Annotated in this window: 25 protein-coding genes; 15 read left to right on the forward strand and 10 right to left on the reverse strand. The window is 59.7% G+C overall.

Translation table 11 applies throughout. The annotated features are described in order from the left end of the window. Positions 1 to 2: 2 nt before the first annotated feature. Positions 3 to 557 carry a winged helix DNA-binding protein gene (locus tag AC1DYF_RS12350; RefSeq protein ID WP_477877025.1) on the reverse strand — a complete coding sequence of 185 codons (555 nt, stop codon included), beginning with the start codon at positions 555 to 557 and terminating at the stop codon, positions 3 to 5. Between the two features lie 112 nt (positions 558 to 669). Here AC1DYF_RS12350 and AC1DYF_RS12355 point away from each other — a divergent pair, with 112 nt between their 5' ends. From AC1DYF_RS12355 to phnN, 8 genes are all read left to right on the forward strand, one after another. Further along, positions 670 to 1,791 carry an LLM class flavin-dependent oxidoreductase gene (locus AC1DYF_RS12355; RefSeq protein ID WP_477877026.1) on the forward strand — a complete coding sequence of 374 codons (1,122 nt, stop codon included), beginning with the start codon at positions 670 to 672 and terminating at the stop codon, positions 1,789 to 1,791. Between the two features lie 176 nt (positions 1,792 to 1,967). Next, the gene (phnC, locus tag AC1DYF_RS12360) at positions 1,968 to 2,807 is read left to right on the forward strand and encodes a phosphonate ABC transporter ATP-binding protein (protein ID WP_477877027.1); all 840 of its coding nucleotides are present in this window, start codon (positions 1,968 to 1,970) and stop codon (positions 2,805 to 2,807) included. 85 nt (positions 2,808 to 2,892) lie between these two features. Next, complete coding sequence (phnD, locus tag AC1DYF_RS12365) at positions 2,893 to 3,798, forward strand: phosphonate ABC transporter substrate-binding protein (RefSeq protein ID WP_477877028.1); 906 nt, start codon at positions 2,893 to 2,895, stop codon at positions 3,796 to 3,798. Between the two features lie 152 nt (positions 3,799 to 3,950). Then, a complete protein-coding gene (gene phnE, locus AC1DYF_RS12370) occupies positions 3,951 to 4,937 on the forward strand; it encodes a phosphonate ABC transporter, permease protein PhnE (RefSeq protein ID WP_477877029.1) in 987 nt (328 codons plus the stop codon). Positions 4,938 to 4,947: 10 nt separating this feature from the next. Beyond that, positions 4,948 to 6,282, forward strand: a complete 1,335-nt coding sequence (gene phnE / locus AC1DYF_RS12375) for a phosphonate ABC transporter, permease protein PhnE (protein WP_477877030.1) — start codon at positions 4,948 to 4,950, stop codon at positions 6,280 to 6,282. A gap of 73 nt (positions 6,283 to 6,355) precedes the next feature. Then, positions 6,356 to 7,063 (forward strand): DUF1045 domain-containing protein, encoded by a 708-nt coding sequence (locus AC1DYF_RS12380; RefSeq protein ID WP_477877031.1) that lies wholly within the window; start codon positions 6,356 to 6,358, stop codon positions 7,061 to 7,063. Between the two features lies 1 nt (position 7,064). After that, entirely contained in the window at positions 7,065 to 8,198 is a 1,134-nt protein-coding gene (locus tag AC1DYF_RS12385) for an alpha-D-ribose 1-methylphosphonate 5-triphosphate diphosphatase (RefSeq protein WP_477877032.1), read from the forward strand. Beyond that, complete coding sequence (gene phnN, locus AC1DYF_RS12390) at positions 8,195 to 8,785, forward strand: phosphonate metabolism protein/1,5-bisphosphokinase (PRPP-forming) PhnN (protein WP_477877033.1); 591 nt, start codon at positions 8,195 to 8,197, stop codon at positions 8,783 to 8,785. The genes AC1DYF_RS12385 and phnN overlap by 4 nt, the downstream gene beginning before the upstream one ends. A 48-nt stretch (positions 8,786 to 8,833) precedes the next feature. Here the strand turns inward: phnN and AC1DYF_RS12395 are convergent, their stop codons facing one another. From AC1DYF_RS12395 to AC1DYF_RS12425, 7 genes are all read right to left on the reverse strand, one after another. Continuing rightward, positions 8,834 to 9,283, reverse strand: coding sequence for a DMP19 family protein (locus tag AC1DYF_RS12395; protein WP_477877034.1), 450 nt, complete (start codon positions 9,281 to 9,283; stop codon positions 8,834 to 8,836). Between the two features lie 141 nt (positions 9,284 to 9,424). Beyond that, the gene (clpA, locus tag AC1DYF_RS12400) at positions 9,425 to 11,887 is read right to left on the reverse strand and encodes an ATP-dependent Clp protease ATP-binding subunit ClpA (protein ID WP_477877035.1); all 2,463 of its coding nucleotides are present in this window, start codon (positions 11,885 to 11,887) and stop codon (positions 9,425 to 9,427) included. A 10-nt stretch (positions 11,888 to 11,897) separates the two neighbouring features. Then, positions 11,898 to 12,251, reverse strand: coding sequence for an ATP-dependent Clp protease adapter ClpS (clpS, locus tag AC1DYF_RS12405; RefSeq protein ID WP_477877036.1), 354 nt, complete (start codon positions 12,249 to 12,251; stop codon positions 11,898 to 11,900). Between the two features lie 233 nt (positions 12,252 to 12,484). Next, a complete protein-coding gene (locus AC1DYF_RS12410) occupies positions 12,485 to 12,868 on the reverse strand; it encodes a phasin family protein (RefSeq protein WP_477877037.1) in 384 nt (127 codons plus the stop codon). A 222-nt stretch (positions 12,869 to 13,090) separates the two neighbouring features. Beyond that, a complete protein-coding gene (locus AC1DYF_RS12415; protein ID WP_477877038.1) occupies positions 13,091 to 13,294 on the reverse strand; it encodes a DUF3126 family protein in 204 nt (67 codons plus the stop codon). Between the two features lie 105 nt (positions 13,295 to 13,399). Then, the gene (gene cysE, locus AC1DYF_RS12420; protein ID WP_477877039.1) at positions 13,400 to 14,221 is read right to left on the reverse strand and encodes a serine O-acetyltransferase; all 822 of its coding nucleotides are present in this window, start codon (positions 14,219 to 14,221) and stop codon (positions 13,400 to 13,402) included. A 127-nt stretch (positions 14,222 to 14,348) separates the two neighbouring features. Beyond that, positions 14,349 to 15,134 (reverse strand): alpha/beta fold hydrolase, encoded by a 786-nt coding sequence (locus tag AC1DYF_RS12425; protein ID WP_477877040.1) that lies wholly within the window; start codon positions 15,132 to 15,134, stop codon positions 14,349 to 14,351. A gap of 126 nt (positions 15,135 to 15,260) precedes the next feature. Between AC1DYF_RS12425 and AC1DYF_RS12430 the strand changes: the two genes are divergently transcribed. Together AC1DYF_RS12430 and AC1DYF_RS12435 are read left to right on the forward strand one after the other, a co-directional pair. After that, the gene (locus tag AC1DYF_RS12430; RefSeq protein ID WP_477877041.1) at positions 15,261 to 15,506 is read left to right on the forward strand and encodes a zinc-finger domain-containing protein; all 246 of its coding nucleotides are present in this window, start codon (positions 15,261 to 15,263) and stop codon (positions 15,504 to 15,506) included. Positions 15,507 to 15,550: 44 nt separating this feature from the next. Continuing rightward, positions 15,551 to 16,705, forward strand: coding sequence for an FAD-dependent monooxygenase (locus AC1DYF_RS12435; protein WP_477877042.1), 1,155 nt, complete (start codon positions 15,551 to 15,553; stop codon positions 16,703 to 16,705). Between the two features lie 30 nt (positions 16,706 to 16,735). Here the strand turns inward: AC1DYF_RS12435 and AC1DYF_RS12440 are convergent, their stop codons facing one another. Next, positions 16,736 to 17,926, reverse strand: coding sequence for a cystathionine beta-lyase (locus AC1DYF_RS12440; protein WP_477877043.1), 1,191 nt, complete (start codon positions 17,924 to 17,926; stop codon positions 16,736 to 16,738). A 321-nt stretch (positions 17,927 to 18,247) separates the two neighbouring features. On the opposite strand from AC1DYF_RS12440, the gene AC1DYF_RS12445 reads away from it, so the two are divergent. From AC1DYF_RS12445 to AC1DYF_RS12465, 5 genes are all read left to right on the forward strand, one after another. Next, positions 18,248 to 19,276: an amino acid ABC transporter substrate-binding protein gene (locus AC1DYF_RS12445; protein WP_477877044.1), complete on the forward strand. Its 1,029-nt coding sequence runs from the start codon at positions 18,248 to 18,250 to the stop codon at positions 19,274 to 19,276. Between the two features lie 96 nt (positions 19,277 to 19,372). Further along, complete coding sequence (locus AC1DYF_RS12450; protein ID WP_477877045.1) at positions 19,373 to 20,566, forward strand: amino acid ABC transporter permease; 1,194 nt, start codon at positions 19,373 to 19,375, stop codon at positions 20,564 to 20,566. 1 nt (position 20,567) lies between these two features. Further along, positions 20,568 to 21,722: an amino acid ABC transporter permease gene (locus tag AC1DYF_RS12455; RefSeq protein ID WP_477877046.1), complete on the forward strand. Its 1,155-nt coding sequence runs from the start codon at positions 20,568 to 20,570 to the stop codon at positions 21,720 to 21,722. A gap of 15 nt (positions 21,723 to 21,737) precedes the next feature. Beyond that, complete coding sequence (locus tag AC1DYF_RS12460; RefSeq protein WP_477877047.1) at positions 21,738 to 22,508, forward strand: amino acid ABC transporter ATP-binding protein; 771 nt, start codon at positions 21,738 to 21,740, stop codon at positions 22,506 to 22,508. A gap of 147 nt (positions 22,509 to 22,655) precedes the next feature. Further along, positions 22,656 to 24,101, forward strand: a complete 1,446-nt coding sequence (locus AC1DYF_RS12465) for a hypothetical protein (RefSeq protein ID WP_477877048.1) — start codon at positions 22,656 to 22,658, stop codon at positions 24,099 to 24,101. Positions 24,102 to 24,173: 72 nt separating this feature from the next. Here the strand turns inward: AC1DYF_RS12465 and ilvD are convergent. Next, positions 24,174 to 25,427, reverse strand: a 1,254-nt coding sequence (gene ilvD / locus AC1DYF_RS12470; RefSeq protein ID WP_477877049.1) for a dihydroxy-acid dehydratase, incomplete at its 5' end; no start/stop codon positions are given.

A 25,427-nucleotide genomic window follows, 5' to 3' on the forward strand; every position in this document is an offset into this window, starting at 1 on the left:
CACTATTTATACGTCCGCCGGTGTGTCGCCGCCACCCGTGCCACCTGCTCATAGATGCCGGTCAGCAGTTCGAGCGTCCGCGTCGCCTCTTCAAGCCGCTGCGGGAAGTTCGGCACCGATGAGATCGCGTCAATCAAAAGCGTGCCGCGCACTTCGGCATAACGGTCGGTGACCTCTCGGCCAAGCTCCGTCACCGAATAGGTGACGCCGGAGCGGCCGCTGCCTTCTCGGGCCACCAGGCCGGCGGAAATCAGCTTGCGCAGGCTGTACTGCATGTTGGGAATGTCCTCGCGATTGGCGAGCCGCGCCAGGTCCTTGATCGTCTTGGGGCGATCGTTCATGCGGATGATGTGCAGCATGGCATTTTCTTCGCCGCTCGCTGCGAAATCGATCACTGATGCCAGGCATTCCGTCTGCCAGCGCTCGAACGCCTGGTTGGTGCGCATCAGCGCATATTCGATCTCGGCAACATCGATTTCCACCGGCGTGCGCGCCAGATGCCAGCTCCGATCGAGCCCTTCCGTTGTTTTGCCGCTCGTCTTGCCTTTCTCGGCCATCCAGACTTCTCCTTCTCAATCGTCTCAACCTAGCCGGTCTGGCTGGTTGACAACAGTCGATTTTAAGATAGACTTTTTATTGTAAATTCTATCATAATTTCGAGGGAACAAAATGACCAGTCAGAACAGCATGTTCACACCGAACCAGTTCGTGCTCGGCACATTCGCCTCCAACTGCTCCAGCGGCATGTCGGTCACCAAAGTGCCGAAGCGCTGGGTCAATTCCTGGGAGAACAATCTTCGCCTGGCAAAAATGCTGGATGATGCCGGCATCGAATTCATGCTGCCGATCGCCCGCTGGATCGGCTATGGCGGCGAGACCAATTTCCACGGCAGTGTGCTGGAGACCGTCACCTGGGCCGCCGGACTTCTGGCCCATACGCGCGACCTCAACGTCTTCGCTACCATCCATGTGGCGGCAAACCATCCGGTCGTGGTTGCCAAGCAACTCGCGACCATCGACCAGATCAGCAACAGCCGCATCGGTCTCAACATCGTCGCCGGCTGGAACCAGCCGGAATATGAGGCGCTGGGTCTCGAGCTGCCCGCCGGTCATGAAGATCGCTACGCCTATGCCGACGAATGGTTCGCCATCGTCCGCGCGCTTTGGGAACGGACCGAAGCCTTCGACTGGCACGGCGAATTCTTCAAGCTCAAGAATGTGCTCGGCGATCCCCGCCCTGCCCGCAAGCCGCCGATCCTCAATGCCGCAGGGTCAGGCCAAGGCCGCACCTTTGCCGTGCGCAACGCCGATTTCCTGTTCACGCCGGCGATTGATCTCGCCCGTTCGTCTGAGGAGATCGCCGCACTGAAGCAGCAGGCGAAGGATATCGGACGCGATGTCGGTGTGCTGACCTTCTCGCATGTCGTTTGCCGGCCGACGGAGAGGGAGGCGAAGGACTATCTGCAGCATTTCGGCAAGGACAATGCCGATTGGGAAGCGGTCGACAATCTCGTGCGCCTGCAATTCGCCCATGCGCAGTCCTTCCCGCATGATCTCCTGGCTCTGATCCGCGACCGCATGGCCGCCGGTCATGGCGGTTTCCCGCTTGTCGGCACGCCGGAACAGGTGGCCGAAGGGCTGATCGCGCTGCACAGAGCAGGCTTTGGCGGCACGACCCTGTCCTTCGTCGATTATGCCGAGGAATTTCCCTATTTCCGCGACCGCGTCCTTCCGATCCTCGAGGGTGAAGGCATCCGCCAGCCCGCTGCAAGGATCGTTGCGGCAGCCTGACCGCCTCTGCGCAACTTTGTCGTGAATCCGCCGGTTCTTTCGGCGGATTTTCCTTTTATTTCACCGCATTGCGCCAATGTGGATTGTCATCCAACTGTCATCGCACTGACACGGCTCCGTAATTTAGCGGCATTAGATCATCCCCTAACTTATAGATATAACAGGGAATGGCAGGGATGTTCGAATTCAGGAACGTCACGCGGCAGTTCGGCGCCAAGATCGCCGTCGACAACGTAACGCTCGATATCCCCGCCGGCCAGATGGTCGGCATCATCGGCCGCTCCGGCGCCGGCAAGTCCACCCTGCTTCGCATGATCAACCGGCTGGCCGATCCGTCGTCGGGTTCGATCTCCTTCTCCGGCAAGGATGTCACCAAGCTGCGCGGCCCGAGCCTTCGCCATTGGCAGCGTGATTGCGCCATGATTTTCCAGCAATTCAACCTCGTGCCGCGCCTCGACGTGCTGACCAATGTCATGCTCGGCCGGCTGAATCATCGTTCGACGATGTCGAGCGTGTTGAGCATGTTCACCCGCGAAGAACGCATCATGGCGATTGCCGCCCTGGAGCGCCYCGGCATCGAGCAGACGGCGCTGCAGGCCGCCGGCACGTTGTCGGGCGGCCAGCAGCAGCGCGTTGCCATCGCCCGTGCCCTGTTGCAGGAGCCGAAGGTGCTGCTCGCCGACGAGCCAATCGCCTCGCTTGATCCCATGAACGCCAAGATCGTCATGGATGCGCTGCGCGACATCAATGAGCGCGAAGGCATCATCGTCGTCACCAACCTGCACACGCTCGACACCGCCCGCGCTTATTGCGAGCGCATCATCGGCATGGCCGCGGGCCGCGTCGTCTTCGATGGCAGGCCCGAGGACCTCAACGCCGAGGCTGTCAGGACCATCTACGGCACCGACAAGGATGGCGCCGGCATCGACGAAACGATGACCTCGACCGCGATCAACATTGCGAATGCCGCACAAAAATCTGCCGGCGTTGAACCGCTGGTACTCGCCGGCCACTGACAGGCTGGCTGCGATCGCCCGCCCGCGTCAAGGGCACTTCTTCATAAGCAAGACGACCTGACAATGGTCAACCAGGAGAGAACCCATGTTGAAGAAAGCACTCTTTGCCGCAACGGCGCTGTTCGCTCTCGCCGGCGCTGCGCATGCTGCAGACATCAAGGAATTCCGCGTCGGCATTCTCGGCGGTGAGAACGAAGCTGACCGTCTTCGCAACTATGCCTGCCTTCAGGATCACCTGAAAAAGGAATTCGGCTTCGAGAAGGTTTCGCTCTTCCCGGCCGCCGACTATGACGGCGTTATCCAGGGCCTGCTCGGCGGCACGCTCGACTTCGCCGAACTCGGCGCGTCCGGCTATGCCAACGTCTACCTGAAGAATCCGAAGGCCGTCACCCCGATCCTGACCACGCAGCAGGAAGACGGTGCGACCGGCTACTATTCGATCGGTCTCGCTCTCAAGTCTTCCGGCATCAAGAACATCAAGGACGCCAAGGGCAAGGTTCTGGGTTACGCCGATCCGGATTCGACCTCGGGCTACCTTGTGCCCCTGACGCAGATTCCGAAGACCACCGGCGTGCCGAACGACAAGTTCTTCGCCAAGACCCAGTTCAACGGCGGTCATGAGAACAACCTGCTCGCCGCTTATGACGGCAAGGTCGACGTTGCCGTGGACGATTCCTCGGGCATTGGCGATTTCAAGGACGGCTTCACCTCGGGCACGTTCCATAAGGAAGTCGAAAAGGGCGCCGTCGACCCGAACAAGCTGGTTGAAGTCTGGCGTTCGCCGATGATCCCGAACGGCCCGCTGGTTGTCCGCAACGAACTCGGTGCGGAATGGCAGGCCAAGCTGGCTGCCTTCTTCACCGCACTGCCGGCCAAGGACCATGCTTGCTTCACCGCGATCGAAGGCGGCGACTTCAAGGGCTACGTCCCGGTCAAGCACGAGTTCTACAATGCCATCGTCGACGTCCGCAAGCAGGCCATCGGCGGCTGATCGGAACCATGGAATGGAAGGGCGGCTGGAGACAGCCGCCCTTTTCGCGTGACCACGAGCAGAGCGTAGCTTTGGCTTCTTGTTTCTATGCATGTCTTGTCTCTTAACCGGGACCGAATTTCGGCAGACATGCTCCAGCGGGCGGAACGTCCATGACCATTGCCGATACTCAACCGCCTTTGCGTGCCGATATGCATGGGCAATTGAAGGACGAAACCCGCGAAATCGTCAGCGCCTGGGACAAGATGGTCGCCCGGCGCCGGTTCTACACGATCCTTGGGCTGGTGATCCTGGTCGCCGGCTTCATCGGCTCGGTAAAATTCGCCGACGAGGCCAATGCCGGTCACTTCTTCGAGCGCCTGCCGCATCTGTTCGACTTTCTCGAATGGCTGATCCCCAAGGATTGGAACGACGTCTGGCGTGCTTTGTTCGATAGGCCCAGCATCCATGACAACGGTGGCGAGGAATTCAACTTCGCCAAGGGGCGCGTCTATGTCTGGGGCGATTTTTATATCCCCGAATATTTCGAACTGATGATCATCACGATCAACGTCGCACTCGTCGCGACGATCATCGGCTTCGTCTTCGCTGTGCCGCTCGCCTTCCTCGCCGCCCGCAACATGACGCCGTCCTTCCTGCCGCGCACGTTTGCCAAGCGCACCTGCGAAATCCTGCGCGCTTTCCCTGAACTGGTGATCGCCGGCCTGTTTTCCGCGATCCTCTCGGTCGGCCCGGTCGCCGCGATCATCGCCGTCGGCCTGCACACGATCGGCGCGCTCGGCAAGCTTTTCTATGAAGTCGTCGAAAACATCGACATGAAGCCGGACGAAGGCATCAAGGCGGTGGGCGCCAATTGGATGGAGCGCGTGCGCTTCGCCGCCCTGCCTCAGGTGCTGCCGAACTTCACCTCCTACATGCTGCTGCGCCTGGAAATCAATGTGCGTGCCTCCACCATCATCGGCGCGGTCGGCGGCGGCGGTATCGGTGAAGAGTTGAAGCTCTCCATCTCGCGCGGTTTCGGCGCCAAGACGATCGCGCTCCTGCTGCTGCTGTTCATCACCATCGTGGCCGTCGATCAGTTCTCCGCCTGGCTCCGCCGCCGCCTCGTCGGCGAGCATGCCTTCCTCCTCCAGCACTAAGAGGTCAGCCGTGGCGACTCTCGACGCAATCCGCATGCAGGAAATCGAGCAGCGCTATCCGGAGCTGCTTTACCGCTCGCCGCGCCAGCGCTTCGGCGGTCTGCTGATCGTCATCGGCACGCTCATCTATGCGATTTACGCCGTCTGGTTCTTCGACCTGCCGAAGCTGGTTTCAGAAGCGCATTGGGAACGCTTCGGCATCTATATGATCCAATGGATCAGCTATGACGTCCAGCCGGATTTCCGCATCAGGAGCGACGGCTCGATCCAGGCCAAATATTCGCGTTTCTCGGTGCTGGGCAGTGACCCGCATCCGGACTGGGTCAGGAACAATCCCGACGGTACTGTCCATGTCGACATCAGCGGCGGCATCACCATCACCAAGGCTGGCACGACCGTTCATACCCACGGACAGGATCTGCGTATCGACGTGACCAGCGGCAGTCCGAAACTGGTTGGCCCGGTTCCGGACTACGTCACCGTCTATCCCGACACCATTCTCGTCGACCTCGGCCTGTCCGGTGACGTGAGTGTTGACGTCGACCGCGTCAAGGTACGCAAGCGCTTCTGGGGCTGGGCGAATTTCCTCTTCGACACCCAATCGCCGTTCTTCGGCAAATCCACCGGCGAGGTGATCAGCCTGATCGTATCCGGTCCCCGCATCGACCCCGACCAGTCCAACCTGTCACTGGCCTGGGACAACATCTGGAACAACAATGCCTGGCAGCACGGCGATGTCTGGACCAAGATGTTCGAGACCATCATCATGGCCTTCCTCGGCACCCTGCTGGGGGCGATCTTCGCCTTCCCGCTCGCTTTCCTCGCCGCCCGCAACATCACGCCGAACCGCGCGTTGAACACGGCGCTGAAGCGCTTCTTCGACTTCCTGCGTTCCGTCGACATGCTGATCTGGGCGCTGTTCCTCACCCGCGCCTTCGGCCCCGGCCCGCTCTCCGGTTCGGGCGCGATCTTCCTCACTGAGACCGGTACGCTGGGCAAGCTCTATTCCGAAGGCCTGGAAAATATCGACAACAAGCCGCGTGAGGGCATCCGCTCGGTCGGCGCCTCGCCGATCGCAGTGCAGCGCTTCGGCGTCATGCCGCAGATCGTGCCGGTGACGGTCAGCCAGACGCTCTACCAGTGGGAATCGAATGTGCGCGAAGCGACGATCATCGGTGCCGTCGGCGCCGGTGGTATCGGTCTGAAACTCTGGGAGGCGATGCGCACCAATGCCAACTGGGCAAATGTCGCCTATATGGTGTTGCTGATCTTCCTCGTCGTCTATATTTTCGACACCTTGTCGACGGCTTTGCGGTCGAGATTAATCGGCCCATCTTCACGTTAATGTCACAGTGCGGCTATAGAGCAACGGCTTCTTAAACAGGGTCGACTCGCGACACCCGAGTCCGACAGAGGTCATGCGCTACGCACTCTATTTTGCTCCCCCGGAGAATGATCCGCTTTCGATCCGTGCTGCAACTTGGCTGGGACGGGACGCCTTCGATGGCAGCCCGCTTGACCAGCCTGTCGCTGATGGCTTCGATGCCGCCGAACTGGCGGCGCTGACCGACGAGCCGCGCCGCTACGGCTTCCATGCGACGCTGAAGGCGCCGATCGAGTTGGCGCCTGGGCGCAGCGAGGCGGACCTGTTCGCCGCATTCGACGACTTTGCCGCAGAGATCGATGCGTTCGACCTCCCGAAGATCGTGCTCGGCCAACTCGGCGCCTTCTTTGCCCTGATTCCGGGCACTGAAAGTGACGAATTGCAGGCGCTGGCCGATGCCAGCGTGACCCATTTCGAGCCCTTCCGCGCAGCACTTTCGGAAGGCGACATCGCCCGCCGCCGGCCGGAGCGGCTGAGCGAAAGCGAGCGCAATCATCTCCTGCAATGGGGCTATCCTTACGTTTTCGAGGATTTCCGCTTTCACATGACGCTGACCGGCCAGGTGCCGGTTGAACGCCAGACGGCCATGCGCGCTGCGATCGAGGCCTTCTTCGCCGATTTCCTCGACCGGCCGCTTGCCATTTCCCACCTTGCCCTGTTTATCGAACCCGAACGCGGAAGTCCTTTTGTCATGAAAAGGATCACGCCCCTCCGTCCGCTGATCCAAAGAAAGACCGCCTGAAATGTCCAAGGATACCGTCTTCAGAAATGCGCGCATCGTCCTCGACGACAAGATCCTCAACGGATCGGTCGTGATCCGCGATGGCAAGATCGCCGAACTGTCAGAAGGGTTTTCGGCTATCGGTGAGGATTTCGAAGGCGACTATCTGATCCCGGGCCTGATCGAACTGCACACCGACCATCTCGAAAGCCACTATTCGCCCCGCCCCGGCGTCCGCTGGGACAAGATCGCCGCGATCCAGGCACATGACGCCCAGGTCGCCTCTTCGGGCATCACCACTGTCTTCGATTGCCTGCGCATGGGCTCGGATGAAGACGGTGGCTTTGAGACGGGCGAGATGCGTGACATGGCCGATGCTTTGATGACGGCGCGGACGGAAAACCGCCTGAAGGCGGAGCACCTGATCCACCTGCGCTGCGAAGTCTCGTCATCCGACGTCATCGACCATTTCGAGACATTCGAGCATGACCCGCAGGTAAAGCTGGTGTCGATGATGGACCATGCGCCAGGCCAGCGCCAGTTCCAGACGATGGATCAGTATACCTTCTACTACAAGACCAAGCGCGGGCTGACGGACGAGCAGTTCGCCGAATTCGTCGCACGTCGCCTTGAAGCCTCCGAGCGTCACGCGAAGAAGCATCGCGACATCATCGCTGCCTTCTGCAACAGCCATGCCATCACCGTCGCCTCGCATGACGACGCCACGGTGGAGCATGTCGAGGAAGCCATCGGCTACGGCGTCCGCCTTGCCGAATTCCCGACCAGCCATGAAGCCGCGCGCGCTTCGCACCAGGCAGGAATGAGCGTGCTGATGGGCGCCCCCAACATCGTTCGCGGCAAGTCGCATTCGGGCAACATCACCGCCAAGGATCTGGCCGACCACGGTATTCTCGATGTGCTGTCGTCGGACTACGTGCCGCTCAGCCTGATCCACGCGCCTTTCGTGCTCGCCGATGCCGGCATGCCGCTGGAAAAGGCGATCGCCATGGTCACCTCGACCCCGGCCCGGACGGTGAGCCTCAACGACCGCGGCCGCATCGCGCCAGGTCTGCGCGCCGACCTCGCCCGCATCGACCGCAAGAGCGGTGTGCCGGTGGTCCGTTCCGTCTGGCGCGAAGGGCAGCGGGTGATATGAGCGACGACCGCCTACAGGGTACGATGATTGCCGTCGTCGGCCCAAGCGGCGCCGGCAAGGACAGCCTGATCGATTTCGCCCGCCGGCACTTGGTCAATGAGGCCGATATCGGCTTCGTACGCCGCTTCATCACCCGTGATGCCGATGCTGGCAGCGAGGATCACCATGCAGTGACGCAGGCGCAGTTCGAAACCATGCGCGACGCCGGCCGATTTGCTGTCCACTGGGGAGCGCATGATCTCTACTATGGCATTCCCGCCGAAACCCGCGACCAGCTTGCTAGTGGCAAAACGCTGATCGCCAACGGCTCCCGCGCCGCTCTTCCCGAGTTTCAGAAGGCCTATTCGAACCTGCTCGTGGTGACGGTGACCGCCACGCCGGACATCATCGCCCAGCGCCTGAAATCGCGTGGGCGCGAGGACGATGCGGCGATTTCCAAACGGCTGGCGCGCTCCCAGGAGCAGGCTTGGTCGCTGGATTGCCGAGCAATCGAGATCGACAATAGCGGGACGCTGGACATGGCAGGCAACGCCTTTGTCGATGTCATTCTGCGAGCGGCGAGCCGCAGCATCAGCGAACACGCCTGAAGAGGCCGAGGCGGTAAATGTCGGAGGCGATCACCGGCAGGTCCATCTTTAACGATAGGCAATGTGTGTCCGGCCGACTCCCAATTCGATGTAGAAATCTTCTTCGCTGGCGACGTGTGCCTCCAACGCAGACATAAGCTCGACGTCCGCTTCGTTTGAAAAACAATCGATTGGATCAAGCTCGTCCTTCCAGCAGAACCCGACAACGTCCCATCTTTCCTGCTGTGACGATACCGTCAGGCGCACGCCAAGTCTTAGAAGTACATATTCAAGTTGCTTCGCAACGGCCTGCGCACCGATGGCTTGGAGAGCGTCTACGACATCCTGGGGATCCAGGTCCCACGACTGGCTCAAGAATGAGTTGAGGCCGTCATTGTTAACCGATCCCATGTAGCGCTTGGCGGTTGCCGCTGCCCATTGGATGGATCCCCTTTCATATGCCGATGCTTCACTCCAAAGAACGAAATGATTCCACGCCTCGACTGAACATGATGCCATCGCTACCCGCCTCATGGGACAAGGCACATTCACGATTTAGAACGCAAACTGCCGATGCTCGTTGGCCACGATAGCAGCCGCCTAGGTAAAATAAAACGGGCGGGATTTGCATCCCGCCCGCCGTCATTCACATGAATGAACTCAATCGTCCTTCCGCACCGTCGGTCGGCGCTTCGGCTTGGGCAGCTCTTCGACCGGGTTGGCCGATGCAACGGCCTCCTCGACCTCAGGCTTGGCCTTGCCGCTCCGGGTAACCGGCGGCGTGGCGGCGACTTCGGCTTCGTCCTTCGGCTTGACCGGCGTATCCGGCAGGGCCTCGAGCACGATGCCGGTCTTGCCGTCTTCCTTCTTGGCGACGGAGACGCGGACAATGCCGCCCTTCTTCAGTTTGCCGAACAGGATTTCCTCGGCCAGCGGTTTCTTGATGCTTTCCTGGATCACGCGGCCCAGCGGACGCGCACCCATCTTTTCGTCGTAACCCTTCTCGGCCAGCCAGGTCGTGGCCTCCTCGGTGAGTTCGAAGGTGACGTGACGCTCGGCCAACTGGCTTTCCAGCTGCAAGACGAACTTCTGCACCACCTTGTGGACGACCGTCATCGGCAGCGGCGCGAACGGGATGATCGCGTCGAGACGGTTGCGGAATTCCGGCGTGAACAGCTTGTTGATCGCCTCGATATCATCGCCTTCGCGCTTCAAAGAGCCAAAGCCAATTGCCGACTTGGCCATGTCCTGCGCACCGGCATTGGTGGTCATGATCAGGATGACGTTGCGGAAGTCGATTTTCTTGCCGTTGTTGTCGGTCAGCGAGCCGTTATCCATCACCTGCAACAGGATGTTGTAGATGTCCGGATGCGCCTTTTCGATTTCGTCGAGCAGGAGCACGCTATACGGATGCTGGTCGACCTGGTCGGACAGCAGGCCGCCCTGGTCGAAGCCGACATAGCCGGGAGGGGCACCGATCAGCCGTGACACGGTGTGGCGCTCCATATATTCCGACATGTCGAAGCGGAGCAGTTCTACGCCCAGCGACGAGGCAAGCTGCTTGGCCGCTTCCGTCTTGCCGACGCCGGTCGGGCCGGAGAACAGGTAGGAGCCGATCGGCTTGTTCGGTTCGCGCAGGCCGGCACGCGCCAGCTTGATCGCGGACGTCAGCGCCTCGATGGCGACTTCCTGGCCGTAGACCACGGCGCGCAGTTCCTGCTCGAGATTGGAGAGCAGTTCCTCGTCATCGCGAGACACCGTCTTCGGCGGGATGCGGGCCATGGTGGCGACCGTCGCTTCGATCTCCTTTTCGGTGATCAGCTTGCGGCGCTTCGACAGCGGCAGCAACATCTGCGAGGCGCCGGTCTCGTCGATCACGTCGATCGCCTTGTCCGGCAGCTTGCGGTCGGTTATGTAGCGGGCCGACAGTTCCACCGCCGCCTTGATGGCGTCGTTGGAATAGCGCAGGTGATGGAACTCCTCGAAATAAGGCTTCAGGCCCTTGATGATCTCGATGGCGTCGTCGATGTTCGGCTCGTTGACGTCGATCTTCTGGAAGCGGCGGACGAGCGCCCGGTCCTTCTCGAAGAACTGGCGGTATTCCTTGTAGGTGGTCGAACCGATGCAGCGGATCGCCCCGGAGGACAGAGCCGGCTTCAACAGATTCGAGGCATCCATGGCGCCACCCGAGGTGGCGCCAGCCCCGATCACCGTATGGATCTCGTCGATGAACAGGATCGCGCCCGGGAAATCCTCGAGCTCCTTGACCACCTGCTTCAGCCGCTCTTCGAAATCGCCGCGATAGCGCGTGCCTGCAAGCAGCGTGCCCATGTCGAGCGAGAATATCGTGGCGTTCTGCAGTGCTTCCGGCACCTGCTTCTCGACGATGCGCTTGGCGAGGCCTTCGGCTATCGCCGTCTTGCCGACGCCGGGGTCACCGACATAGAGCGGGTTGTTCTTCGAGCGGCGGCACAGGATCTGGATCGTCCGGTTGACCTCGGACTGGCGGCCGATCAATGGATCGATGCGGCCGTTCTTGGCCTTCTCGTTGAGATTGACGCAATAGGCCTTGAGCGCGTCAAGCGGCTTCTTCTGGCCATCCTCCGTCTCCTTGCCGGTCGCGGGCTTGGCCTCCTGCTCGCTTTCATCCACACCTTTGGGGGTACGGGTTTCGGCGGAACCGGGACGTTTGGCAATGCCGTGCGAGATATAGTTGACCGCGTCGTAGCGGGTCATGTCCTGCTCCTGCAGGAAATAGGCAGCATGGCTCTCGCGCTCGGCGAAGATCGCCACGAGCACATTGGCGCCAGTCACTTCCTCCCGTCCGGACGACTGGACATGAATCACCGCTCGCTGGATGACGCGCTGGAAGCCGGATGTCGGCTTCGAATCCTCGTCATAACCAGTTGCGAGATTGGCCAGGTCGTTGTCGACGTAATCGCTGACGGTCTTCTTGAGCTTGTCCAGATCGACATTGCAGGCGCGCATGACGGCGGCCGCATCGCTGTCATCGATCAGGGAGAGCAGCAGATGTTCGAGAGTAGCATATTCGTGACGACGTTCATTGGCGAGAGTCAGTGCCCGGTGAAGGGCCTTTTCCAGGCTTGATGAAAATGTGGGCACGTTCAGAACCTCATTTCTTTTCCATAACGCATTGAAGCGGATGTTGGTGCTCTCGCGCAAAGTCCATGACCTGCATGACCTTCGTTTCCGCGACCTCGTATGTGTAGGTGCCGCATTCGCCCACGCCGTGATTGTGGACCTGCAGCATGATCCTTGTCGCTGCCTCCCTGTCCTTCTGGAAAAAGCGCTCCAGGATGAGGATCACGAATTCCATCGGGGTATAGTCATCATTCAACAATAATACGCGATAGAGGCTCGGTTTCTTCACTTTCGGTTGAACGCGGGTGATTACCGACGTGCCGCGACCGCCAGTACTGGCGTCCCGCTCTTCACCGGCTTGCATCCGATATGCAAAATCAGTCATCGTTTCCTTCAAATCCGAATTCCATGAATGCCGAGGCATTTTAACCTAATCCACTGACCGTTATGTGGTATCCTAACGCGCCATTTTAAGACCCTTTTCTGAGCCTGCAATATTATTCGATGAAACTTATCCGGAAATGGATTGGCGAAATTGAGAGTTCCCGTTACGGCAAAAAATAAAAGCCGGCAAACCCATCGGGTTGCCGGCTTTCGCAATTCGAAAAGCGGGTATGATCAGGCAGCGGTGCTCTGTGCGGCAGCGGCAACCTTCTCTGCCCGGGTCTTCACGACCTCGGTGGCCGTCGCGACGGCAGCCTTGGCCGGCTCGTAGGCTTCCTTGGCGACATCGGCATACATTTCGCCGAGCTTGGTCATTTCGGCAACGTAGCCTTCCATTGCCGACTTGGCATAGGAGGTCTGCATTTCGATCGCGGCCTCGAAGCTCTTGGCACCCATCAGGCTCTGGAAGTGAGCAACGCTCGCTTCGAAGCTCTTCTTGGCGTAGTCAGTGGTTTCCGTCGCGATGGCCTGCAGGCCGCGGGACGTCGTGGAATAGGACTTCAGGGCCTTGTCCATGGCATCTTTGCCATACAGACTAGCTTCGTCAAATTTGAACATTGGATGGGTTCCCTTTGCCATAAAGTGGTCACTAATATATAGGTGCACTGCACAAAAAAGTCAACATCTACGCAACCAAAGAGTTTGTTGCAAAATCAGTAGCTTATCTTAAATATTTGATTTGTAATACTAATTTCCGAAGTGAGTTGGCATTCGTCAAAATTTATCGCGTCGCAGCATGCTGGCCCCGCCGGAAACGCGAGGCCAAGCGGGAAATTCCGCTTAGAGATCGACGTCGAGGATCGCCATCGAGAAATTATACGAAAGATCGCCGTCTTCCTCATCCTTGTAGATGACGCCGAGAAATTCCTCGCCGAGATAAACTTCCGCCGAATCATTCTTGCGCGGCCGGGCCTTGACGACGATGTTCGGGTTGAGAGTGCGCTTGAAATAGGCGTCGAGTTTCTTCAGTTCATCAGGCTTCACGGCATTCACTCCATATCGGTTCCGATTTGCGGCGCTTTTGCCACGCGTGTACCGCGGCTGTAAACCCCAAAGCTCACAGCCGCGCAGGATCGACCGAAAGGGATATCACTCGATCGCCGACAGGAGTTGGTCCATGGCGCGTGACGGTTCCGAGCAGCCTGCCTCGCCAACGATGCGCGCCGGCACGCCGGCCACCGTCGTCTTCGGCGGCACGGGCTTCAGCACCACCGAGCCGGAAGCGACGCGTGAGCAATGGCCGATCTCGATATTGCCGAGCACCTTGGCCCCTGCCCCGATCAGCACGCCATCGTGCACCTTCGGATGCCGGTCGCCGCTCTCCTTGCCGGTGCCGCCGAGCGTCACGTCCTGCAGGATCGAGACATTGTCGCCCACCACAGCCGTTTCGCCGATCACCAGCCCGGTCGCATGGTCGAGGAAGAAGCCCTTGCCGATCCGGGCGGCGGGATTGATGTCGGTCTGGAAGACACTGGAGGACCGGCTCTGGAGATAGAGCGCGAAATCCTTGCGGCCTTTGTTGAGCAACCAGTGCGACAGGCGATAGGTCTGGATGGCGTGGAAGCCCTTGAAGTGGAGCACGGGCTCGATGTAGCGGGTGCAGACGGGATCGCGATCGAAATAGGCCTGAATGTCGACGCGGATGATCGTACCCCATTCCGGCCAATCGCTCAGCATTTCCGTGAACGCCTGGCGTAGGATGACCGAGGGGATATCGGCATGGTCGAGCCGCTCGCTGATCCGATAGATCACGCAGTCTTCGAGTGTCTTGTGGTTGATCACCGTCGAATAGAGAAAGGTGCCCAGGACGGGATCGTGTGCCGCGGCAATCTCTGCTTCCTGCCTCAGCGTATCCCAGATAGGGTCGACGCTGGCAATGGCATCGCTACGGACATCATGCTTCAGGGCCATTGCGGCTCTCCTTCGTGTTCCTCTGCCAGATACTATAGGTGATTTCGCATCATAGTGAAATGGGGTCACCGGAACGTGAAAGTCCGACCACCCCTTCGAAGACGGAATGCCGTTGGCGGCAGATCGTTCAGCAACCACCGGTTTCCTGGTAGAAATCGAGTGCCGCCTTCTTGAAAACACGGTCGCCGACAGCGAGCATATGATCGCGGTTGGGGATGTCTATGGCGCGTGCATCCGGCATCAGGGCCGCCAATTCGTGCGGGTTGCCGGCAATATCGTCCCGGGTGCCGACTGCGATCAGTGTCGGCTGCATCAGCCGCGCCACCTCCGCCTCCGTCACCAGCACACGGTTGGAGGCGATRCAGGCGGCAAGCGCCAGCTTGTCGCTGCCGGTCTTGTCGGCGAAGTTGCGAAACATCAGCCCGCGCTCGTGACTGATCGTCTCCACGGAGGGCGCGAGCAAGGCATCGGCAATCGGATCCCAGTCGCCGACGCCATGCACAAGCCCGATTCCCAGCCCGCCCCAGATCAGCGAGCGGACACGTTCGCCATGTCCCAGCGCCAGGAAAGCGGAAATGCGTGCGCCCATCGAATAACCCATGACATCAGCCGAATCGACGCCGAGATGATCAAGCAGCGCGGCGGCATCGGACGCCATCAGGGCCGGATGGTAGGCGGCAGAATCGTGAGGCTTGGAACTGCCGCCATGGCCGCGATTGTCGATCGCAATCACCCGGCGCCCGGCCTGAGCGAGCGTCTGCAGCCAGCCCGGCTGCACCCAGTTGACCATTGCCGAAGAGGCAAAACCATGGATCAGCAGCGTCGGTGCACCCTGTCGCTCACCTTCGTCGAAATAGGCGAAGTCAAACCCGTCATGGGAGAAATGCGAGAATTTTGGCGCATTGAGATGCATGGTTTGATGATCCGGACTAGCAAAAATGTTATAGCTGACATGTGTAGTTTGCGGCGTTTTGGCCCTACACTTTTGTCTCGGGACCCATTATGTTGCACCACAAAATAAATCGGTTCGGAGACTTGCATGGCTGGTCACAGCATTCCGCACTTCCAGAATGATGGCGGATACAGGACGATCAAGATCGGGGTCAAGGAGTTCATGTGCACAGGCGCATCGGTTCCTTTCGATCACCCACATATCTTCATTGATATGGGTGACGATAACGAGAAGGTCTGCTCGTATTGCTCGACGCTCTATCAATATGAGCCGTCGCTCAAGGCCGGTCAGTCTGACCCTGCGGGCTGTGTCTTCGCTGACCAGGCAGCCTGACGAACGTTTTCCGCGTCCCAGAGTGGGCGCGAGGTTGGAACCAGATGAAATCTGTCGCTATTGTTGGTGCCGGCATTGCCGGACTCGTGAGTGCGCTCGCCTTTGCAAAAAAAGGTGTCGCCTCGACGGTGGTGGAAAGAACCGCGACGCTGCAGGGGACCGGGGCCGGTTTGCAGCTCTCGCCGAATGCCACCTATGTATTGGACCGGCTCGGTGTAGCCGATAGGCTGAAGGACCTGTGGCGGGAGCCGGACAATATCTGTCTGGTCTCCGGCCAGACTCTGGCGCCGATCGCCTCGATTTCGGCCAAGAAAATCGCCCACGAGCGCTGGGGCTCGCCCTATGCCTCGCTGCACCGGGCAACGTTGCAGAAAGTGCTGATCGAGTCCGCCCAGGACGAGCCGCTGATCACCCTGAAACTCGATTCAGGCATCAAGGACGACGCCGATCTCGATGCGCTGGCCGACATGAAGCCGGATCTGACGATCGGCGCTGATGGCGTCTGGTCGAAATTTCGCAGCCGCATTCCGCATGCTGGCGCACCCGAATTTTCCGGCATGGTCGCCTGGCGCTTCATCGTTCCCGAAAAGGACGCGCCGTCCTTCCTCAACCCGCGCAATGTCACCGCTTTTGTCGGGCCGAAGGCGCATATCGTCGCCTATCCGCTGAAGGATGCCGGGGCGTTCAACGTCGTGGCGCTGTCGATGGGCAAGAATCCGGGCGAGACCTGGGCGGCGGAATGCAATCCCAGCCACCGCTCGGAAATGACATCCCAGTTCGCCTGCTGGCACCGCGATATCCGCACACTTCTGTCCTATGCGCCGAAACCCACCTGGTGGCCGCTTTTCGGCGTCACTGAGGGCCGCTGGACCGACGGCAGGAATGGTGTGCTGATCGGCGATGCCGCCCATGCCATGACGCCGTTTGCGGCGCAGGGTGCGGCCATGGCGATCGAGGATGCTTATGAACTGGCCGGTATCGCAACCGCTGATGTGGCGCTTGCCGATGGCCTTGCCTTCTTCGAACATCACCGTCAGAGCCGTGTCTCGCGCGTCCGCTCACGCGCAGCCTTCAACAAGTTCGCCTACCATGCGCGCGGACCTGTCCGCTGGGCACGTGACATGGTGCTCAAAGTGCGCAGTCCTGAAAACGTCGCCTCCGACCTCGACTGGCTCTATGGCTACAAGGCGCCGGGCTGAACTTTCGTCTCGGCTGGCGCCCGTACTTCTTCAGCCTAGTTCCGCCGCGGCTTTGAAGCCGGCTTCGAGGTCGCGGATCAGATCGGGCACGTCTTCGAGACCGATCTGCAGCCTCAGCACCGGTCCTTCCGCCGGCGCTTTCGCGACCTTGCGGTCGGCGAGATTGCACCAGACCGCAAGGCTCTCAAAGCCACCCCAGGAATAACCAAGCCCGAACAGTTTCAAAGCATCGAGGAAAGCGAAAGCCCGCGGTTTGAACTTCGCCGGGTCATTCTCCCGAAGTACGAAGGAGAAGACGCCGGACGCGCCCTTGAAGTCGCGCTTCCAGAGCGCGTGTCCCGGGAACGATTCCAGCGCGGGATGCAGGACCGTGGCGACATCCGCCCTGCCCTCCAGCCAGCGTGCGATCTCGAGCGCGTTTTTCTGATGATGTTCCAGGCGTATCCCCATGGTGCGCAGGCCACGCAGAATCTGATAGGCATCGTCAGGCGCGCCGCAGGTGCCGAGCGTGATCTGTCCTTCATGCAGCTTTGGCCAGTATGTCTCGTTGGCGGACACCGTGCCCATCAATATATCGGAATGGCCGGACGGATATTTCGTCGCCGCGTGGATCGAGACATCGACACCAAAATCGAGCGGCTTGAAATAAAGCGGCGTTGCCCAGGTATTGTCCATGGTCACGACCGCGCCGGCCGCATGCGCGGCATCGGCAATGGCGCGGATATCCTGCATTTCGAAGGTGAGCGAGCCCGGCGCCTCGGTATGCACCAGCGTCGTGTTGGGCCGGATCAATGCGGAAATTCCGGCGCCGATGCCTGGATCATAATATTCGGTTTCCACGCCGAGCCGCTTCAGCATCGCGTCGCAGAAATTGCGCGTCGGATAATAGACGGAATCGGTCACCAGGATATGGTCGCCGGCGGCAACGAAGGCCAGGAACGGCACGGTGACTGCAGCCAGCCCCGACGGCACCAGGATCGTGCCGGCCGAGCCTTCGAGCGCATCGATCGCCTCGCAGAGTGCATCCGTGGTCGGTGTGCCGCGCGTGCCATAAGTATATTTCTGCGCACGCCGGTCCATCGTGCTGGAATCCGGGAACAGCACGGTCGAGGCATGCACGACCGGCGGGTTGACGAAACCGTGGAATTCGCCGGGCTTCCAGCCCTGGTGGGTGAGCTTCGTATTCGGTCCGAAATCGTCTGCCTGCTTCTCGATTGCCATCTGCCAAGTCCATGTTCTGGTGATCGCAATGCCATTCCATAGGCCGGGAGAAGCGTCAAGTCGGCGTTCCGATGAGGCGCCCCGTGCGCTCGCGCAAAATTATTCGCCAAGCTGCCCAAATCAACAGCGAATTTTTGCACATTTTCTACCATTGGCGAGATTTCGCGCACAATTTTCCGCAAATGCTCAGTGCGGTCTTGACTATCGTGGCGTTTAAGATTGTCTTAATGGTCCGCCTTCCGGAAGGGAAAACGGTTGGTGCTGGAACATCCCCGATTGGGGATCCACGGGGAAACAACGACAAACAAGAGGTTGGGAAAAATGTCCAAAACGCTATTGACCGGTGTGATCGGCGCCGCCGTAGTCGCGCTCGGCGCGGTGAGTGCTCATGCCGGCACGCTTGACGATGTCAAAGCCAAGGGTTTCGTACAGTGCGGTGTCAACGGTTCCAATCTTCTGGGCTTTGGCGCACAGGATTCCACCGGAAAGTGGTCGGGCCTTGATGTCGATCTCTGCAGGGCCATTGCAGCCGCGGTGTTTGGTGATGCCACCAAGGTCAAATACACGCCGCTTTCGGCAAAGGACCGCTTTCCGGCTCTACAGTCCGGCGAAGTTGACGTTCTTGCCCGTAACACGACTTGGAGCGCAAGCCGGGATAGCCAGTTGGGCTTCGATTTTCGCGCCGTCAACTACTATGACGGCCAGGGCTTCATGGTTCACAAGAGCCTGGGCGTAAAGTCGGCACTCGAACTCTCCGGCGCAGCCGTCTGCGTGCAGTCCGGCACGACGACTGAACTCAACCTCGCTGACTATTTCAAGGCTAACAAGCTGGAATACAAGCCTGTCGTGTTTGAAAAGCAGGAAGAAGTCGATGCCGCCTATGGCGCCGGCCGTTGCGACGTCTACACGACCGACCAGTCCGGCCTCTATTCGATCCGGCTGAACCTCGCCAACCCGGCCGACAACGTCATCCTGCCGGAAATCATCTCCAAGGAACCGCTGGGTCCGGCTGTGCGCCAGAACGACTCCAAGTGGTTCGATGTCGTCTCCTACGCACACTATGCCATGGTAACCGCTGAAGAGTTCGGCATTACCCAGGCCAATCTCGATGAAATGGTCAAGTCGGACAATCCCGACATCAAGCGCTTCCTCGGAGAGGAAAAGGACGAGACGATCGGCAAGGATCTCGGACTGGACGAGAAATGGGCCTATAATATCATCAAGCAGGTGGGCAATTACGGCGAAGCTTTCGAGCGCAACGTCGGCGAAGGCGGCCCCCTGAAGATCAAGCGTGGCTTGAACGCGCTCTGGAACAAGGGCGGCCTGCAATACGCACCGCCGATCCGCTGAGGCTGGTCTGACCAACGCGCGGAAAGGCGGCATCCGCCTTTCCGCATATTCCGATGAAACGCTCGGAAAAAAGAGCGACGGAACAGGGGAAAATGAATGGCAGTCGACGCCGTAGAACGGGGCGGAACGAACCGATCGTTGCAATCTTTGGTGTATAATCCGGAACTGCGCCAGTTTGTTTATCAGGCGCTCACGGTGGTCCTCATTGCCTGGCTTATCTGGTACTCGTGGTCAAATGCCGCAGAGAACCTCGCCAAGGCGAACATGACGGCAGGCTTCGGCTTCCTGGGCGGTCGCGCCGGCTTTGAACTTGCCCAGACGCCGATCGATTTTTCCAGCGACTCCACCTATTTGCGCGCGCTTGTCGTTGGCCTGATCAACACGCTAATCGTCGCGGTGACCGGCATCATCACGGCTTCAATCGTCGGATTGCTGGTGGGTCTTGGACGCCTCTCCAACAATTGGCTGATCGCAAAACTCTCGACCATTTATGTCGAGGTTTTTCGCAATATCCCGCCGCTTCTGGTTATTTTCTTCTGGTACAAGGGCGTGTTGTCGCTGCTGCCGGAGGTAAGGAAAGCTTTGGCGCTGCCGCTTTCGGTCTTCGTCACCAATCGCGGCATATACATGCCTGCTCCGATCTTTGGCGATAGCATCTGGATCGTGGCAGTGGCTTTCGTGATTGGTCTCATCGGCGCGATCATCTATTCCAGATGGGCCAGCAAGCGGCAGATGGCGACGGGCCAGCGCTCTCCGGTGCTGATGGTCAACCTCGCTTTGATCGTCGGCCTGCCGCTGCTTGCCTTCATCGGCCTCGGCCTCCCGGTGAGTTTCGACGTGCCCAAGCTCGGTAAGTTCAATATGCAGGGCGGCACGGTGGTCGGGCCGGAATTCCTATCGCTCTACCTTGCCCTTTCCTTCTACACAGCCTCCTTCATCGCCGAGATCGTCCGCGCCGGTATCCGTGGCGTTTCGAAGGGACAGTCGGAGGCGGCGCATGCACTGGGCATCCGCCCTGGTCTGACCACGCGCCTCATCGTGCTGCCACAGGCGCTGCGGATCATCATTCCGCCGCTGACATCGCAATACCTGAACCTGACGAAGAATTCGTCGCTCGCGGTCGCGATCGGTTATGCCGATCTGGTCGCGGTCGGCGGAACGATCCTCAATCAGACCGGCCATTCGATCGAGATCATCGGCATCTGGATGCTGCTCTATGTGTCGACCAGTCTGGCCACATCGCTGTTCATGAACTGGTTCAATGCCAAGATGGCTTTGGTGGAGCGCTGAGATGGCTGAGAACATTGCTTATGTACGCACCCAGGCCATCGCTGCGCAAAGCGCGCCGACGAATGACAAGACTGCCTGGGGGTGGGCGCGCCGGAACTTATTTGCGTCGATAAAGGATACGATCATCAGCGTGGTCGTCATTCTCGTCATCGTCTGGTTCGTGGTGTCGGTCTTCGACTGGCTTTTCATATCGGCCATCTGGAATGGACCCGACCGCACCGCTTGCGCGACGATTGCCCAGGGCGGCACACGACCGGACGGATGGAGTGGTGCCTGCTGGGCCTATGTCGGCAACTGGTTTACCCAGTTCATGGTCGGCTCCTATCCACGCGATCAGCTGTGGCGTCCGATCCTGGTTGCGCTTCTGTTCGTCGGGCTGCTGGTGCCGTTTCTGATGCCCGCGTTTCCGCGCAAGGGTCTGAACGCCATTCTCCTGCTGGTCGCTCTGCCGATCGTCGCCTATTTTCTGCTGCTCGGCGGCTGGTTTGGCCTTTCTCCGGTCGAAACCACCAATTGGGGTGGGCTGATGGTGACACTGATCCTGTCCTTTGTGGGCATCGTCGTGTCACTGCCTGTCGGCATCCTGCTGGCCCTCGGGCGGCGTTCGAAGATGCCGATCCTCAAAGCAGCCTGTGTCGCCTTCATCGAGCTTATCCGCGGTGTGCCGCTGATCACCGTGCTGTTCATGGCCAGCGTGCTTTTGCCGATTTTCCTTTCGCCCGGTACCAATATCGACAAATTCCTGCGCGCGCTGGTCGGCGTTTCGATATTCGCATCGGCCTACATGGCCGAAGTCATTCGCGGCGGGCTTCAGGCGATTCCGAAGGGGCAGTACGAAGGCGCTGACGCCCTCGGCTTGAACTTCTTCCAGAAAATGACTTTCATCATCATGCCGCAGGCGATCAAGCTGGTCATTCCGGGTATCGTCAACACCTTCATCGGCATGTTCAAGGATACGTCGCTGGTATCGATCATCAACATGTATGACCTGCTCGGCATCGTCAAAGCCAGTTTCGGCGACGCTCGCTGGGTCACGCCAGTGACGCCGTTGACCGGACTGATCTTTGCCGGATTTACGTTCTGGCTGTTCTGCTTCGGCATGTCGCGCTATTCAGCATTCGTCGAGCGGCGCCTCGACACCGGACACAAACGATAACAAAAGGGGAAATCCATGGCTGAAGCCGCTCAAAAAATGACCGTTTCGACGACGGAAATTGCCGTCGACATCGTCGGCATGAACAAATGGTACGGCGAATTCCATGTGCTGCGTGACATCAATCTCAAGGTGATGAAGGGCGAGCGCATCGTCATCGCCGGCCCGTCCGGCTCCGGCAAGTCGACGATGATCCGCTGCATCAACCGGCTGGAAGAGCACCAGAAAGGTCGGATCGTCGTCGACAACATCGAACTGACCAACGATCTCAAGCGCATCGACGAGGTGCGGCGCGAAGTCGGTATGGTGTTCCAGCACTTCAACCTCTTCCCGCACCTGACGATCCTGGAAAACTGCACCCTCGCACCGATCTGGGTGCGCAAGATGCCGAAGAAGCAGGCCGAGGAAGTTGCCATGCACTTTCTCACCCGGGTGAAAATCCCCGAACAGGCGAAGAAATATCCCGGCCAGCTTTCCGGCGGCCAGCAGCAGCGCGTGGCGATCGCACGTGCGCTCTGCATGCGGCCGAAGATCATGCTGTTTGACGAACCGACCTCGGCGCTGGACCCGGAAATGGTCAAGGAAGTGCTCGACACCATGGTGGGACTTGCAGAAGAAGGCATGACCATGCTCTGCGTCACCCACGAAATGGGCTTTGCCCGCCAGGTGGCGAATCGGGTGATCTTCATGGACCAGGGCCAGATTGTCGAGCAGAACGAGCCTGGCCAGTTCTTCGACAACCCCCAGCATGAACGGACGAAGCTGTTCCTCAGCCAGATCCTGCATTAGTTTTGACGGATATCAATCTGCGGAGGCCAAGTAACGGCCTCTGCAGAAAATTCCGGTTAAAGATCGATTTCCCCCCAAACAAAGTCGAAAACGTAAAGCTTTGGCGTGCTAGGCATTGGCGCGCCAACGAGGGTATTTGGGGGAAACATGACAAAATCCAAATCTACATCAATGGTCTCGGCATTTCTGCTTTCCCTGGGACTGAGCGTCGCCATCCTGGCGCCCTCTGCTGTGGACACGCGGGCTGAGACGCGGGCCGAATTCCAGGCCAAGAAGCTCAATGCCGACCAACTGCTGCGCAAGCAGCAGGAATCGATCGCCTTCATCTACAAGGCGTTCAAGCAATTGCCGAAGCCAGAGCGCGGCAAGAGCGCACCCTTCCTGAAATCGCTCGCCTCGACCATGAAGGCGATCAAAGTGGTCAAGCAGGCTGCGCAGGCGAAGGACAGCAAGGCCTTGGCAGCCTCGTTGCCGAAGCTCGGCCAAGAGATCGCCCAGCTCAACCAGACCTATCGCCTGGCCAATCTGAAGGACAAGAAGGTCGGGATCGGCGTCGATACGCTGAACAAGGCCTGGCGCGCCTATCTGAAGCGCGTCAAGGGCGGCAAGGCGGCCAATGACAAGGATCTCGCCAAGTCGAATGGCCGGCGCATCCACGACATGCAGCGCCATCTCGACAAGATGGCCGCCAACAAGAAGGCGACCAAGCGCCAGCAGGCCGAGATCAACCGCCTGCGCAAGCTGCTTGCCAAGGCAGAGAATGCCAATCGCCTCGCAAACCAGCAATGGTACACGGCCTTCATCCTGGCCGACTTCGCCGGCTATTATGCCGGCTACTATTATTACTATGCCGCCTATGAACCGGCTTACGTCTCGTTCTACGCCGATTCGTGGCAGTATTACTCCGAACAGGTCAGCTACAGCTATTCCGAATCCTCCTCCTACTATGAATCCTATTCCTGGGCATCCTACGAGGAATCAGTCGAGACGAGCGAAAGCTACGACTTCGAGCAGACGTCGGAAGAATATAGCTCGTTCGAATCGGAATACGAGCAGACCGAGGAAACGACCGAGGCTTCGGTCGAGCAGGAATACCAGGCAACCGACGAAGACAAGGCGATCGACACCGCCGAAGACCATGATGACAACGAGAAGATCGATGACGTCGGCGACAATCCCGATCCGGAAGCGGATGCACAGTCCAATGTCGAAGACAACGATCAGGCGACAGATGACCAGTCCTACCTGAACGATAACGAAAGCGAGGATGCAGCCGCTCCGGACGAAGCCGATGAAGACAATGCAGCCCCTGCCGATAATGACAACGATCAGGCTGCGCCGGACGACAACAACGACAACAACGACCAGGCCGCTCCTGACGACAACAAWGACGATCAGGCGGCACCCGACGATAACAACGACGATCAAGCCGCGCCGGACGACAACAATGACGACCAGGCGGCACCGGATGATGGCGGTCAGGACGATCAGGCCGAGCCGGAGGACAATGGCGGTGATGATTCCGCGCCGGATGATGGCGGTGGCGATGATTCCGGTGGTGACGACGGCGGCGGTGACGATGATGGCGGCTGAGCCGTCACCGACCTGACAATACAAAAGGGGCGCGGCTGATCACCGCGCCCCTCTTCTTTGATGGTTGATAAATTACTTGAAGGCGTTGAGGTCACGCACCGCGCCGCGGTCGGCGCTGGTGGCGAAGGCCGCATAGGCCTTCAGCGCCGTCGTCACATTGCGCTTGCGCGGAGCCTCCGGCTTCCAGCCGAACGCATCCTGCTCTGCACGGCGGGCGGCAAGCGTTGCTTCGTCGACGGCAAGCGTGATCGTCCGATTGGGGATGTCGATCTCGACGCGGTCGCCTTCGCGGACGAGGCCGATCAGGCCGCCATTGGCGGCTTCCGGCGAGACATGGCCGATCGACAGGCCCGACGTGCCGCCGGAGAAACGGCCGTCGGTGATCAGCGCGCAGGCCTTGCCGAGACCCTTGGACTTGAGATAGCTGGTCGGATAGAGCATTTCCTGCATGCCTGGCCCGCCCTTCGGCCCCTCGTAGCGGATGACGACGACATCGCCTTCAACCACTTCATTGGAGAGGATGCCCTTGACGGCCGCGTCCTGGCTCTCGAAGACCTTTGCCGGACCGGAGAATTTCAGGATGCTTTCATCGACGCCGGCCGTCTTGACGATGCAGCCATCGACGGCAAGGTTGCCCTTGAGCACGGCAAGACCGCCATCCTTTGAGAATGGGTGCTCGACCGAGCGGATGACGCCCTTTTCGCGGTCAGTGTCGAGATCGTCCCAGCGCGCTTCCTGGCTGAAGGCCACCTGCGTGGGAATGCCGCCAGGGGCAGCACGATAGAAATTGCGTACCGACTCGCTGTTGGTGCGGGTGATGTCCCAGCGGTCGATGGCGTCGCCGAGCGTCGCCGAATGCACGGTGACGCAGTCGCGGTTGAGCAGGTTGCCACGATCGAGCTCGCCGAGGATCGACATGATGCCGCCGGCGCGATGCACGTCTTCCATATGCACGTCGCTTTTGGCCGGCGCCACCTTGGAGAGGCAGGGTACCCGGCGCGACAGCGCGTCGATATCGGCCATGGTGAAATCCACCTCACCCTCATGCGCGGCGGCAAGGATGTGCAGCACGGTATTGGTCGAGCCGCCCATGGCAATGTCGAGCGCCATGGCATTTTCGAAAGCCTTCTTGTTGGCAACGGAGCGCGGCAGGATCGATGCATCGTCCTGTTCGTAATGACGCCGGGCCAGATCGACGATCAGATGACCGGCCTCGACAAACAGGCGCTTGCGATCGGCATGGGTGGCTAGCGTCGAGCCATTGCCTGGCAGCGACAGGCCGAGCGCTTCAGTCAGGCAGTTCATCGAATTGGCGGTGAACATGCC

The sequence above is a fragment of the Rhizobium sp. P2_G9 genome (genome assembly GCF_056403475.1).